We start from the raw sequence: 13,936 nt of genomic DNA, 5'->3' as shown, positions 1-13,936 counted from the left end.
TTGCCTCAGCTGGAGGCAATACGATCGAGGACAACCGATGCGGGCAGCTCGGGAGCCTGCGCACCCAACACCACTGCCCCTTCCAAGGAGGCAATCGCGCGCTCGAAACGCTCCGGGGTCTGGGTGTGCAGGCGGAAGATCGGCTGGCCAGCGCGAACGAAATCGCCGGGCTTAGCCAGGATTTCGATGCCGGCCTCGGCCTGCACCGGATCTTCCTTGCGCGCGCGGCCCGCACCCAAACGCCAAGACGACACGCCCACCGAGAGAGCATCCATGGACTGGATGTAGCCCTCCGCTTCGGCACGCACCTCTTCGGTATGTGCAGCCACGGGCAGGGGCGCGTCGGGGTCGCCGCCCTGCTCAGAGATCATGCGGCGCCAGCGGTCCATCGCACGCCCGTCCTTCAACGCGGCTTCCACGTCGGCGTCGGGCTTACCAGCGGCTGCGAGCATCTCACGGGCCAACGCCAGGGTCAGCTCCACAACGTCAGCGGGGCCACCACCAGCAAGGACCTCCAGGGACTCGCGCACCTCCAGGGCATTACCAACGGTCAAGCCCAGGGGGGTGTTCATGTCGGTGAGCAGGGCAACGGTGGTCACGCCAGCGTCGGTGCCCAGGTCAACCATGGTGCGGGCGAGCTCCTCGGCGCGCTCACGGTCCTTCATAAACGCACCCGAGCCGACCTTGACGTCCAGCACCAGCGAGCCAGTGCCCTCGGCGATCTTCTTGGACATGATCGACGAGGCGATCAGCGGCACGCACTCCACCGTGGAGGTAATGTCGCGCAGGGCGTAGAGCTTCTTATCGGCGGGAGCCAGGCCCGCGCCGGCAGCGCAGATGACGGCGCCTGCGCCCTCGCCCAGCATCTCCATAATCTTCTCGTTGGACAAGAATGCCTGCCATCCGGGGATGGATTCGAGCTTGTCGAGGGTGCCGCCGGTGTGGCCAAGGCCGCGGCCTGACAGTTGCGGGACAGCCACGTCGAAAGCGGCGACGAGGGGAGCCAGGGGCAGGGTGATCTTGTCGCCGACACCGCCGGTGGAGTGCTTGTCGGCGGTGGGGCGGGGCAGGGAGGAGAAGTCCATGCGTTCACCGGAGTTAATCATCGCCTGGGTCCAGCGGGCGATTTCGGCCCGGTCCATGCCGTTGAGGAAGATCGCCATATTGAGGGCGGCCATCTGCTCGTCTGCGACAACACCGCGCGTGTAGGCGTCGATCACCCAGTCAATTTGCTCATTGCTCAGGCGGTGCTTGTCGCGCTTGGTGGCGATAATTTCAACGGCGTCAAATGCTTCAGTGCTCAATTTCCTTTTCCTTCCCACCGCAGGTGAGGGGCCCTTTCACTCCCTTCCCTGCCACGTCGTTCAGCGTATGCGACGACCGGCTGGAAGGCGAGTGGGCGTGTGGGCCCCATCCTGCTCACATACTGTCCAGATCCGAAGGCCCAAAGGCTCCGGGCAGGACCTCGTTCATTGTCATCACGCCTTGGGGCATGGTCAGCACCAGGGAGGTGCCGCCATGCTCGAAAAGAATCTGGCGGCAGCGGCCGCAGGGGGAAATAATGTCCCCCTCGCCGTTAACGCACAGGAACGCCACGAGGCGACCCCCACCCCCATTGACGAGGTCGGAGATGAGTCCGCACTCGGCGCAGAGGGTGACGCCCAAGCCCGCGTTCTCCACATTGCAGCCGGTGACGATGCGCCCGTCATTGACGAGGGCGGCCGCGCCGACGTGGTACTTGGAGTAGGGGGCGTAGGCGCGTGCGGCGGCGGCGTTTGCTGCCTCACGCAAGCGGGCCCACAGGGCCTCGTCAATGACGAGGCCCTCGGTGCCAGCGCAGGTGCCAATGGTCGTGTCAGTCATATCAGGCTCCTTTCGGGCCATCTATCACGGGTAGGCCTTGCCTTCAGCGGCCGGGGCGCGAACCGCGCCAACGAAGCCTGCCACAGCCAGGATGGTCACCAGGTAGGGGGTCATCAGCAGGAACTGCGCCGGGATGGGCGAGCCCACGACCTGCATGACAGCACCCAGGTTGGTGGCAAAACCAAAGAGCAGGGCGGCAGCAAGGGCACCACGCGGGTTCCAGCGGCCCAGGATCATCGCAGCCAGGGCGATGAAGCCGTTACCGGCGGCCATGTCCTTACTGAAGGCCAGGCCCTGGCCGATGGTGAAGAAGGCACCACCCATGCCAGCCAGCGCACCGGCGAGGATGACGTTTTGCCAGCGGATGCGGTTGACCTTGATGCCGACGGTGTCAGCGGCCTTGGGGTGTTCGCCGCAGGCGCGGGTGCGCAGACCCCAGCGGGAGTTGAAGATCATGAACTGCAAGGCGATGACCACGATGAACATCAGGTAGATGTGCAGGGACTGGTTGAACAGGACCGGGCCAATGACGGGGATGTCCTTGAGGACGGGGATACCCCAGGTGGGCAGGGCCATGATCTGGTTGAGGCCGGGGTTGTTCTTCAGCAGGGTGGAGAACAAGAAGGCGGTTAGGCCCACGACCAGCATGTTCAGCACGACGCCGACGACAATATGGTCCGCGCGGTACTTAATGGTGAACAGGGCCAGCAGGACGGATACGAGGGCGCCGGCGATAGGCGCACCCACGAGGCCCATCCACACGCTGCCGCTGGCCGAGGCGAAGATGGTGGCCATGAAAGCGCCAAACAGCAGCTGGCCTTCAATGGCGATGTTAATAATGCCGGAGCGTTCGCAGACGATGCCCGACATGGAGCCAAACACCAGAGGCGTGGCGAACATGAGGCCACCGGCCAGGAGCGAGACGACGGGCAGCATGGAGGTGTCCTTGCCGGCCACCGTCCACAGCAGGAAGGTGACGACGAAGGCAATACCGACGATGCCAACCAGCCAGCCGGAGGCTTCCTGGCGGGCCATGGCCTTCTTCCACACGAGGCCGGTGCAGGCCAGGGCGATGACGCCCAGGACAAGGCCGGTGATTTGGGCGGGGATGGTGTAGTCGCCCATGTCGAACCAGCTGGTGGCGCCCGCGAAGGAGACGCGAGAGGACCCCGAAGCCAGGAGGGCCATGATGAAGGTCAGCACCGTCATAGTGGTGGTGACGATCGGGTCGCGCCACTGGACGGGGGTGGTGATGCCCTCAGCCTGGGCTGCGGGGGTTGTCAGTGTTGCGGTGCTCATGCGCCAGCTCCTTCCTTCTTCACGGCGGAGGCAGAGGATGCGTTCGCAGCCTTTTGGGCGCGGCGCAGGCGAATAGCCTCAGATGCTGCAATGAGCAACACAATGACAGCCTGGGTGATCTGACCGATGTCAACGGGAATATTTGAGGACTGCATAATGGCTGAACCAGCGTTCAGGCCACCAAAGAGCAGGCCCGCCAGCACCACGCCAAGGGGGCTGGACTTGCCCAGCAGGGCGACGGTAATGGCGTCGAAACCATAGGAGGCGGCCACGTCACCGGAGATGAACTTCTCCGTGCCCAGCACGGGGGCGGTGCCGGCCAGGCCAGCAAGAGCGCCCGAGAGGACGAGGGTGAGCATGAGGGTGCGGGGCACGTTAATACCGGCCGTGCGGGCCGCCGCCGGGTTGGCGCCCGCAGCGCGCAGCTCGAAGCCGAAGGTCGAGCGCTTGAGGATCCACCACACGAGGACGGCAGCCACGAGGGCCAGCAGGAAGCCTGCGTGCAGGCGGAAGCCGGAGCCCAGCAGCAGCGGCAGCTGCGCGGTTTCAGCGACCTTCTGGGACTTGCCGGGGTAGCCGCCCGGGCCGGTGAAGAGCTGCGTGGTGAGGATGTATTGCAGGAGGTAGACGGCCACGGAGTTGAGCATGATCGTCACGATCACCTCATTGGCTCCCAGCTTGGCCTTGAGGAAACCGGGGATGAAGCCCCAGATTGCGCCGCCCACGATGGCGCCGAGGATGGCGACCAGCAGGTGCAGGCCGTAGGGCAGATTCAGGTAGAAGCCAAGGAAGCCACCCAGAACCGCACCCATCATCAGCTGGCCCTGGACACCAATATTGAACAGGCCAGCGGTGAAGGACACGGCAATGGCCAGGCCCGCGATAATCAGCGGGGTGGCGCGCAGCATAGTGTCGGTAATGGGCTTGATCGCTGCGGTGGCGCTGCTTTGTGTCCAGTCGAAAACGGCACCGCGGAACAGCGAGGTGAAGAAGCCACCAAAAGCAGAGCCGAAAGCAGCGAAGAAGTCACTGGGGCGAGCGAAAAGGTAACCTACGGTGCGCTGCACTTCAGGGTCGAAGATGGCGACGATCAGCGCGCCAATGACCAGGGCGAGGGCGATGGCGCCTGCGATGGTCCCCACCGAGGGGTTCATGAAGCTGCGGAGAAAGCGGGTGACCCAGGAGGGGGCGTCCTTTTCGGGCGCCTTGTCGGCAAGGGTTGGCGCGGTGCTCACAGGTTTTCCTCCTTATCCGCGTGTGCGCGGGCTGCTTGTTCGCGTGCCTCGTCCTCGGGGACGCCGGCCATCATCAGGCCCAGGACGTCGCGGGGCGTGTCAGCGGGGACGGTGCCGATAATGCGGCCGCGGTACATGACGGCGATACGGTCGGCGAGGGCGACGACCTCGTCAAGTTCGGTGGAGACGACGACCACGGCCGTCCCCTTGTCGCGTTCGGCGACGATACGGGAGTGGACGAACTCGATGGAGCCAACGTCGAGGCCGCGGGTGGGCTGGGAGGCGACGAGGACCTTCAGGGGGCGGGAGAGTTCGCGGGCGAGGATCGCCTTTTGCTGATTGCCGCCCGACAGGGTCGAGATCGGGTCGTGAACGGAGGTGACGCGAACGTCGAATTCTTCGCGGAGGGCCTCCGCGTTGCGGTCCACTTCGCCTAGGTCGATGGAGACGCCGCCGGAGAAGGGAGCGTGGTAGTACTGGTCGAGGATCATGTTCTCCGCGATGGAGAAGCTGGTGATCATGCCGTCTTCGAAGCGGTCTTCGGGCACGTAGCCCAGGCCCTTTTCGAGGCGCTGGCGGATGGTGAGGGAGGCCAGGTCTGTTCCGGCGATCTCAATGTGGCCGCCGTTGGGCGCGTGGGAGCCGAGGGTGACCTCGCACAGTTCTGTCTGGCCGTTGCCTTGCACGCCGGCGACGCAGAGGATCTCTCCGGCGTGGACGTCAAGGTTGACGTGGTCGAGGGCGACGTGGCCGAGTTCGTCGAGCATGGACACGTCGCGGTAGCGCAGGACGGGTTCGCCGGGGGTGGCGGGGTCTTTGGCGACGCCGAGGTCGACGGCGCGGCCGACCATGAGGGAGGCGAGTTCCTTCTCGGTGGAGGTCGGGGAGGCTTCGCCGACGACCTTGCCGCGGCGGATGACGGTGATGTGGTCGGCGACGGCGCGGACCTCACGCAGCTTGTGGGTGATGAAGACGATCGAGGTGCCCGCAGCCTTGAGTTCGCGCATGATTTCGATGAGTTCATCGGTTTCTTGCGGGGTGAGCACGGCGGTGGGCTCGTCGAGGATGAGGACCTTCGCGTCGCGGGAGAGTGCCTTGATGATCTCGACACGCTGCTGGGCGCCGACGGGAAGGTCTTCGATGAGGGCGTCGGGGTCGATGTCGAAGCCGAAGCGTGCGGAGAGTTCGCGGACCTTTTCGCGGGCGGCATTGTGGTCGAGGATGCCGCCGACGCCTGCGGGTTCGTAGCCCAGGGCGACGGATTCGGCGACGGTGAAGACGGGGACCAGCATGAAGTGCTGGTGGACCATGCCGATGCCGGCGGCTACTGCGTCGCCAGGACCGCGGAAGGTTTGGGGTTTGCCGTCAATGAGGATGCGGCCGTCGTCGGGCTGGTACAGGCCGTAGAGGACGTTCATCAGCGTTGATTTACCGGCACCGTTTTCGCCGAGTAGGGCGTGGATTTGCCCTTCTTCAACGACGAGGTCGATATGGTCGTTGGCCACGAGTGGGCCGAAGACCTTTGTAATCCCCTCGAGTTCGAGTTTCACAGTAGCTCCTACAGATGTGTATTCAGAAGCAGTGACAGGCGTCTTCGCCTTTCAGGCAACACTACCCTGCTCAATGATCTACACAAGATACATGTCTTTTGACGTAAACGCACATAAGGGCTGGGGGTGCGGAGCCGCGCTCCGCACCCCCAGCCCTTCAGTGTTCAGTTTCTCGATTTGCCGATCACTTGGGGGTGTGAGCGGACTCCACCTTGATGGTGCCATCAACGATCTGAGCCTGGAGATCTTCGATCTCCTTCTTCAGCTCAGCGGAAACCTTGGAGTCGAAATCGTGGAAGGGAGCGATGCCCACGCCACCGTTGGCCAGGGTGCCAACGTAGGGAGCGGAATCCCACTTGCCTTCCTGAGCGAGCTTCACGGTGTCGAACACGGCGGCGCCGATCTGCTTCATGACGGAGGTGAGGATGACCTTGCCGGATTCGGGCTGGGTCAGGTAGCCGTCAGCGTCAACCCACACGACGGAAGCCTTGCCGGTTTCGGTAGCGGCAGCCAGGGTGCCAGCGCCAACGGGGCCAGCGACGGGCATGATGATGTCAGCGCCCTGCTCAATGAGCTGGGTGGAGAACTGCTTGCCCTTGGTGGTGTCTTCGAAGTCGCCGGTGGCCATGCCTTCCTGCTTGGCCTTGTCCCAGCCGAGCAGCTGGATGGTGCCGCCGTGGACCTCGTTGTACTTGGCGATGCCGTCGGAGAAGCCGTCGGCGAAGATCGCGGTGGAGGGCAGCTGCATGCCAAGGAAGGTGCCGACCTTGCCGGTGGTGGTCATGCCAGCGGCAGCGTAGCCAGCCAGGTAGGAGGCTTCAGCGGTGTTGAACAGCAGGGCCTTGGAGTTCTCGGGGGCGTCAGCGAAGCCGGAGTCCACGAGGGCGAACATGACATCCGGGTTGGCCTTGGCAGCCTCGTTCATGGCCTCAGCCATGAGGAAGCCAACGCCGAAGACCAGCTGGCAGCCGCCCTGGATCTGAGCGTCGATGTTCTGGGTGAAGTCAGCTGCGGAGTGGGACTCGGAGTAGGAAACCTCAACGCCGAGTTCAGCCTTAGCCTTCTCCAGGCCTTCCTTACCGGACTGGTTAAAGGACTTGTCCTCGAAACCGCCAGCGTCGGAGACCATGCAGGCCTTGAGGGTGCCGGTGGCTGCGGTGCCCGAAGCTGCGCCGTCTGCAGCGGGGGCGGAGGAAGCGGGTGCGTCGGGAGCTGCACCGCAGGCTGCGAGAGCCAGGGCGGCGGCAGCGGCAACTGCGCCAAACTTCAGGGAGTTCTTCACAGGGATTCTCCTTTGGTTCTGAAAAGAATCGCTGGGTTGCGGCCCCAGCACGTTTCACCATGCTAATCCGGGCTTCCGGGAAACGCCTATTTCGTTTCCTAATCGCAACACATCTGCGAAGAGAGAACTCTCACATCCCTGAATATCTGAAGGATTCTCTGGTGCCCTTCACAGCAAGCGGTGCCTCAGAGCAGGGAATCATAGCTGCGAAAGGGTGCGCACGCTCCCTGCCTTCAAGCCCGCGAACTCGCGAGGAGTGATCACAATCGGGGGCGTTACTGCTTCGCGGCGGAGTTATGGAGCAGTTGTTGCATTGCGTGACCGGTAAAGCCGTCACACAAGGTCGCAAGTGCTTCGCAAAGCAACAAGTGTCACACAACTCGTCCTTCCAGACTCCCAGGTCACGACCCCCCACCCAACAGCCCACAGCCCCACCCAACAGCCCCCACGCCACAACCCACAGCCCACAGCCCTTCACCTCTGGGCCTCAAAAAGCGACGGCAGCAAAATCGGGACAGTAAAAGACTGTGGGCCCCGCGTGTACGCTGGGCCCACAGGAGAGTCAGTGTCGGCAACGACCTCGTATATGGTACGTTCCCTCAGGGCTCACTTGTCGAGCTGGAAGTCGACATGCAGAAGTGCGCGGCTGACGGGGTGAACCTGAACGGACTTGATGAAGGCAGCAACCTTCTTGCCGTCAAGCTGCAGTTCCACCTTGGCGCCCTTGGTGGAGCGAGCTATGAGGAACAGGTCGTGGCCGGGAACGTCAAGGTGAAGGGTTTCTTCGCCTGCACCGTAGAGGACACCGGGGACGAAGCCAGCGCGGCGGGCGCGGCGGGCAGCGCCCTTGCCGAACTCGGTGCGGGTCTCAACAACGAGGACGTTTTCGCTCATGGGATATCTCCTTGAAATGATCGATGTTTTCAGCAACGGCGCGCAGCCAGGAGATGTCCGTAGACGCCCTGTCGATAACGGCGATAGCCATTAAAGCTACCGCCCTCGCCGGAGCAACTGTATGAGTGTAGCGTGTGGGGGCCGCCCAAAGCGACCCCCAACACTAGGGTTTAGGCCACTCCATCAAAGAGGGAGGCCACCGAACCGTCCTCGAATACTTCCTTGATCGCCGAAGCGAGCAGGGGAGCAATCGACAGGACCGTCAGGTTATCGAAACGCTTATCGTCGGTGATCGGCAAGGTGTCGGTGACGATCACCTCTGAGGCACCGCACTCAGAGAGGCGCTCAGCGGCAGGCGCGGAAAGAATACCGTGAGTAGCAGCGATAATGACCGACTCTGCGCCCTCGTTGTAGAGGACCTTCACGGCTTCGGCAATGGTGCCACCCGTGTCGATCATGTCGTCAACGAGCACGCACTGGCGGCCAGCGACATCGCCGACAACACGGTTTGCCACCGACACATTCGGACGGGTGATATCGCGGGTCTTGTGCACGAAGGCCAGGGGGCAGCCACCGAGCTTGCGCGACCACTTTTCTGCCACGCGAATACGACCAGCGTCAGGGGAAACCATGGTGACCTTATCGAGGTCAACGTGGTCACGCACGTAATCCACCAGCACGGGCATGGCCCACAGGTGGTCAACGGGGCCGTCAAAGAAACCCTGCTCCTGGGAGGCATGCAGGTCAACGCTCATGACGCGGTCGGCACCAGCGGTCTTGAACAGGTCAGCCACAAGGCGTGCCGAGATCGGTTCGCGGCCCTGATGCTTCTTATCCTGGCGGGCGTAGGGGTAGAAGGGAGCGACGGCGGTGATGCGCTTAGCGGAGGCGCGCTTAGCGGCATCGATCATCAGCAGTTGCTCCATGAGCCACTTGTTGATGGGGCCCGTGTGGGACTGGATGACGAAGACGTCAGCGCCACGCACGGATTCGTTGAAACGCACGTAGATTTCGGAGCTGGCGAAGTCGTAGGCCGTGGTGGGGCTGACGCCGCAGCCAAGTTCTTCACCTACCTGTCGGGCGAGTTCAGGGTGGGCCCGTCCGGACACCACAACGAGACGCTTTTCTCCGCTAGTCACCAAGCCGGTCATGCGGCGTTTCCTTCCCCTGTTGCAATCTCTTTGCTTCGCCCACTATCCACAGATCAATCGAGGATCGAGTGCGGTGTTCCAATGGTATCGGCTGGGAGGCTCACGTTTGAACCCCACAGGGACGGCAGAACGCTGCGCGCGCCGACCGTCACGTTGGTCAAAGTGGTGTGAGGGCCAAGCTCGCTGCCCCCCTCAATGTGCGTGTTTCCACGCAAGATTGTGCCCGGCCAGATCGTCGTGTCAGGGCCGATGGTGACATCCACATCAATCCACGTTGAGGTGGGGTCGACAATGCTCACGCCCTGGCGCATGTGGGCCAGGCAGATACGGCGGTTGAGTTCAGCACCAAGTTCTGCCAGCTGAGCGCGGTCGTTGCAGCCGCGCGCCTGCCATTCATCCTCAAGGACGAGGGCACCCGCGGTGCGTCCGGCGGGAGAGGCAGCAGCGACCACGTCGGTGAGGTAGACCTCACCCTGAGCGTTATTCGTGCCGACCCCTTGGAGCGTCTCGTAGAGGAATGCTGCATCGAAAGCGTAAATTCCTGCGTTGATTTCGCGGACAGCTGCCTGTTCGGGGGTGGCGTCACGCTGCTCAACGATGGCGACGACATTGCCCGCCTCATCGCGAATAATGCGCCCGTAACCGGTGGGGTCATCAACGATGGTGGAGACGAGGGAGACGGCATGCCCGGCCTCGGCGTGGGCGCGGACCAGTTCAGCGAGGGTGTCAGAGGAAAGCAGGGGAACGTCGCCCGAAGTGACGAGGACGGTGCCGCTCAGTTCCCCCGCACGCTCACGCAATTCCGCCAGGCCACACAGGACGGCTCGGCCGGTGCCGGGGATCTCATCTTGGTCGGCGATGATCGCGTTGGGAAGGACGCGCAGGGCCTCGTTCATGACCTGTTCACGCTGGTGGCGCACGACGGCGACAACATATTCGGGGGTGAGGGCCTGGGCGGTTCGCAGGGCATGTCCGATCATGGACAGGCCAGCAAGGGGGTGAACGACTTTGGAGAGTTCAGACTTCATCCGCGTTCCCTGACCGGCAGCAAGCACGATCACGGCGGTAGGTCGAGATACGTCCTGTCGAGACATTGGGATCCTCCCCCAAGCATGTTATGACATGCGGAAACATCGACGTGTTCCCGACTAGCTCCGCCCCAAGGACTCGAACCTTGACTAAAGGCACCAAAAACCTCTGTGCTGCCAATTACACCAAGGCGGAAGGCACCCCCGATTGTGCCACATTTTGGGGGCCCGCGTCTCCCCGCTTTTCGCCAGGCGAGCACCCCAGCCCCTCCCCATTTGGCAACATTCCGCGAAACTTCGGCCTTTTGTCGGTCTTTGAGCGCTGAATTTGCTTTCCATCACAGCTGTTTCTCTCGACCTCAAGTATCTTGGTCATATGGCTACTTCCCCCGCGTATCACGCACCCAGCGGCGCCACCTCCTCCACGCCACGCGACGAGGTCGACGCCATCCTCGCCGCATGGGCCCTCGAACGCCCCGACGTCGACACCACCCCCATGCAGGTTCTCTCCCGCGTGAGCCGCCTCAGCCGCCACCTTGACCTCGAAAGACGTAAAGCCTTCGCCGCCCACAACCTCGAAACCTGGGAGTTCGACGTCCTCTCCTCCCTCCGCCGAGAAGGCGAACCCTACGCCCTCACGCCCGGCGCCCTCATGACCGAGCTCCTCGTCTCCTCAGGCACCATGACCAACCGCATTGACCGCCTCGAAAGCGCCGGCCTCGTCACCCGAACCCCCTCACCCAACGACCGACGCGCCGTCGTCGTCTCCCTCACCGACGAAGGAAAACGCCGCGTCGACGCCGCCCTCATCTCCCTCCTCGAATGCGAACGCGCCATCCTCGCACCCCTAAAAAACCCTGAAAAAGAACAGCTGGCAACACTGCTGCGCCCACTACTGCTAGCGTTTGAGCAGTAGGTTTACCCTCCGCGCGCCCCTCGCACGCACGACACGCGCCCCCAGGGAAACCTCATCACGCTCTGAAATTCCCTTCGATGGAAGGCATCCTTGTGGACGTTCCAGCACTGTCAATGCGCGGCCTCGTCAAGGTCTACGGCAATGTCATCGCCGTCGGCGACCTCTCACTCGACATCCCCGCCGGCTCCTTCTACGGCGTTGTCGGCCCCAACGGCGCAGGCAAAACCACCACCCTGACCATGGCCACAGGCCTGCTGCGCCCCGACCGCGGCACCTGCCTCGTCAACGGCATTGACGTGTGGGCAAACCCCGCCGAAGCCAAAGCAAAACTCGGCATCATGCCCGACGGTATGCGCCTCCTCGACAAACTCTCCGGCGGTGACTTCCTCACCCACGTCGCCATGCTGCGCGGCATCGACCGCGACACCGCCCGTGCACGCGCCGACGAACTCCTCCACGCCCTTGATCTCGCCGAAGCCGGCTACAAGCTGATCGCCGACTACTCCGCTGGCATGACCAAGAAAATCGCCCTCGCTGCCGCCCTCATTCACGGCCCCTCCGTCGTCGTCCTTGACGAACCCTTCGAAGCCGTCGACCCCGTCTCTGCCGGTAACATCCGCCAAATCCTGCAATCCTTCGTCGCAGGTGGCGGCACCGTCGTCCTCTCCAGCCACGTCATGGCCACCATCCAAAAACTCTGCACCCACGTTGCCGTCATCCACCGCGGACAAGTCCTCGTCGCCGGAACCACCGACGAGGTCGCCGCCGGAATGGACCTTGACGACCGCTTCGCACAGCTCGTCGGCGGTCAGCGCACCGAGGAAGGGCTCTCATGGTTGGGCAACTAATCCGCCTCAAACTCCAGCTGACGTGGAACACCATGAAACGTCAGACATGGGTGCTCGTCATGTCGATCATCGGCATCGCCTACTTCCTCATGATGTTCACAGGCATCGCCATCGGCAGCATCGTTTCCGCACTCTCTGGAGAAATCGCCACCGTCGGCGCCGTCACCGTCTTCGCTGGCGCCGCCCTCGTCCTCGGATGGATCATCATCCCCATCATCTTCTCCTCCCTCGACAACACCCTTGACCCACGACGCCTCGCCCCCTTCATTCCCCCCTCACCCCGCCTGGCCCTCGGCCTCGTCGGCGCAACCTGGGCGGGACTAGCAGGCCTGGGCACCACCATGCTCCTGCTCCTCGCCGTTGCCGTCTGGCTCGCTGGCGGGCAAGCACTCGCCGCCCTCGCCACGCTCATCTTCGGCCCCCTGGCGCTCTTCACTGCTTTCACCTGGGCGCGCGCCATCAGCACCTGGCTAGCGGTCCAAATCGAAGCAAGTTCACGCCTGAAAGACATGCTCACCGTCATCGGCGTCATCCTCTTCGTCGGCGCCTTCTCACCCCTGGGCATCTGGATTCAAAAAATCACCGAATCCTTCGACCCCGAGTGGATCCAACGCAGCGCAACAATCCTCAGCTGGACCCCCTTCGGCGCGGCCTGGGGCATCGCCCACTCCCTCTACATCGGACACTACCTCGCCGCCCTCGGCCAGCTCCTCATTGCCCTTGCCTTCGCCGCCCTCGGCTGGTGGGCATGGCTCAAAGCCCTCCCCTACGCCATGGCTCGCCTGGCGCGGCCCGTCTCAGCTGCCGCCGATTCCGCCATAGCCGCCGGACGTCACCTTGTCGACCCCACCCAGGACACAGCGGTCTCCTCGTCAACGGCCACTGCGGGAGAGCACCCCCAATTCCTGCGCGGCGCCAACATTTGGCAAAAACTGGGACTCAATACGCCCGCAGCCTCACTTGCTGCCCGCACCCTGCGCTACTGGATCGCTGACCCACGCCTGTCCACATCCATGGCCGCCATGCTCATCTTCCCGCTCATGGCAGTCCTCATGATGAACACGCCCGCCACCGGCCAAGGAATGGCCTACGTCTTCCTCGTCATGAACTCCACCATGATGGGCATGACCATCGGAAGCCTCCCCTCCTACGACTCCACAGCATTCTGGCTACTCGTCGCCTCCGGTATTCGCGGGCGCGACGAACGCCTCGGCCGACTCGCAGGCACACTGCCCCTGGCCTTGCCACTCCTCATCATTGGAACCGGCGTCGTCACCTACTTCGCTGGTTACAGCGCCACGGGCATCGCAACAGCAGTCGCCCTACAATTCGCGCTCTTTGCTGGCGCGACGACAGCGGCTTTCATCATTTCCGGCCGCTACGTCTATCCTGTCCAACCGCCCGGCTCCTCGCCTCTATCCTCGCGCGGCACCGGCAACATGATGTTGACCATGGGCGTCCAATTTGGCTCCATGTTCGCCTCCTTCGTCCTTGCGGCGCCCGCCTTGATCCTTGCGGCCGTTGCCTACATTGGCGGAGCTTTCTCGGTGCTGATTGCTGCGGGCTTTGCGCTTGTGTGGGGAGTGGTGCTGCTGGTGGCGGCCGTCATCATTGGCGGGAAGGTCTGGGACTCGTCGAATGTGGACGTGCTGCAGAGCATCCGCAGCTGGCCCGGGCACTGAGGGGTATCTTCTGCTCCTGGCCATCGAGGTGGGGTGCTTGTGCCCACTCGCACCCCACCCCAACGGTTTTACACACCGCGTTGCAGTTTCCACACCGCATAACCCCCAGAAACTACAACAGCCCTCCCATGCGCGGGGGCAGAAGCAGGGCAGTGCGAGGGCTGCCTGCTGCGGAACAGACGACAGAG

At 63.3% G+C, this 13,936-nt stretch carries 11 protein-coding genes, 1 tRNA gene and 1 pseudogene; 3 read left to right on the top strand and 10 right to left on the bottom strand.

The window, feature by feature from the left end; genetic code table 11:
- Positions 1-5: 5 nt before the first annotated feature.
- The 10 genes and pseudogenes from HWX48_RS09100 to HWX48_RS09055 form a co-directional block, all read right to left on the bottom strand.
- On the bottom strand, positions 6-1,304 hold the full coding sequence (locus HWX48_RS09100) for a thymidine phosphorylase (RefSeq protein WP_175956814.1): 1,299 nt from the start codon (positions 1,302-1,304) through the stop codon (positions 6-8).
- Between the two features lie 115 nt (positions 1,305-1,419).
- Positions 1,420-1,863, bottom strand: a complete 444-nt coding sequence (locus tag HWX48_RS09095; RefSeq protein WP_175956812.1) for a cytidine deaminase — start codon at positions 1,861-1,863, stop codon at positions 1,420-1,422.
- A gap of 24 nt (positions 1,864-1,887) precedes the next feature.
- Positions 1,888-3,162: an ABC transporter permease gene (locus HWX48_RS09090; RefSeq protein ID WP_175956809.1), complete on the bottom strand. Its 1,275-nt coding sequence runs from the start codon at positions 3,160-3,162 to the stop codon at positions 1,888-1,890.
- Positions 3,159-4,397 carry an ABC transporter permease gene (locus HWX48_RS09085; protein ID WP_254873051.1) on the bottom strand — a complete coding sequence of 413 codons (1,239 nt, stop codon included), beginning with the start codon at positions 4,395-4,397 and terminating at the stop codon, positions 3,159-3,161. Before HWX48_RS09085 ends, HWX48_RS09090 begins: the two co-directional genes overlap by 4 nt.
- Positions 4,394-5,947 carry an ABC transporter ATP-binding protein gene (locus tag HWX48_RS09080; protein WP_175956807.1) on the bottom strand — a complete coding sequence of 518 codons (1,554 nt, stop codon included), beginning with the start codon at positions 5,945-5,947 and terminating at the stop codon, positions 4,394-4,396. Before HWX48_RS09080 ends, HWX48_RS09085 begins: the two co-directional genes overlap by 4 nt.
- 184 nt (positions 5,948-6,131) lie before the next feature.
- Entirely contained in the window at positions 6,132-7,229 is a 1,098-nt protein-coding gene (locus tag HWX48_RS09075) for a BMP family protein (RefSeq protein WP_175956805.1), read from the bottom strand.
- A 621-nt stretch (positions 7,230-7,850) separates the two neighbouring features.
- Positions 7,851-8,123, bottom strand: a pseudogene (locus HWX48_RS09070) (50S ribosomal protein L25); the annotation flags it as partial.
- A gap of 170 nt (positions 8,124-8,293) precedes the next feature.
- Positions 8,294-9,274 (bottom strand): ribose-phosphate diphosphokinase, encoded by a 981-nt coding sequence (locus HWX48_RS09065; protein WP_124872044.1) that lies wholly within the window; start codon positions 9,272-9,274, stop codon positions 8,294-8,296.
- A 53-nt stretch (positions 9,275-9,327) separates the two neighbouring features.
- Complete coding sequence (locus HWX48_RS09060) at positions 9,328-10,368, bottom strand: bifunctional N-acetylglucosamine-1-phosphate uridyltransferase/glucosamine-1-phosphate acetyltransferase (RefSeq protein WP_175956801.1); 1,041 nt, start codon at positions 10,366-10,368, stop codon at positions 9,328-9,330.
- A 58-nt stretch (positions 10,369-10,426) separates the two neighbouring features.
- Positions 10,427-10,498 (bottom strand) — tRNA-Gln (locus tag HWX48_RS09055).
- Positions 10,499-10,678: 180 nt separating this feature from the next.
- On the opposite strand from HWX48_RS09055, the gene HWX48_RS09050 reads away from it, so the two are divergent.
- The 3 genes from HWX48_RS09050 (at position 10,679) to HWX48_RS09040 (ending at position 13,748) form a co-directional block, all read left to right on the top strand.
- Positions 10,679-11,218 (top strand): MarR family winged helix-turn-helix transcriptional regulator, encoded by a 540-nt coding sequence (locus tag HWX48_RS09050; protein WP_175956799.1) that lies wholly within the window; start codon positions 10,679-10,681, stop codon positions 11,216-11,218.
- A 113-nt stretch (positions 11,219-11,331) separates the two neighbouring features.
- Positions 11,332-12,066, top strand: coding sequence for an ABC transporter ATP-binding protein (locus HWX48_RS09045; protein ID WP_254873060.1), 735 nt, complete (start codon positions 11,332-11,334; stop codon positions 12,064-12,066).
- Positions 12,051-13,748, top strand: a complete 1,698-nt coding sequence (locus HWX48_RS09040) for a hypothetical protein (RefSeq protein ID WP_175956795.1) — start codon at positions 12,051-12,053, stop codon at positions 13,746-13,748. The genes HWX48_RS09045 and HWX48_RS09040 overlap by 16 nt, the downstream gene beginning before the upstream one ends.
- Positions 13,749-13,936 lie beyond the last annotated feature (188 nt).

It is taken from the genome of Schaalia sp. Marseille-Q2122, assembly GCF_903645355.1.
In the GTDB taxonomy this organism is placed as follows: Bacteria; Actinomycetota; Actinomycetes; order Actinomycetales; family Actinomycetaceae; genus Pauljensenia.
This window is presented reverse-complemented; position numbering and strand designations above follow the sequence as displayed.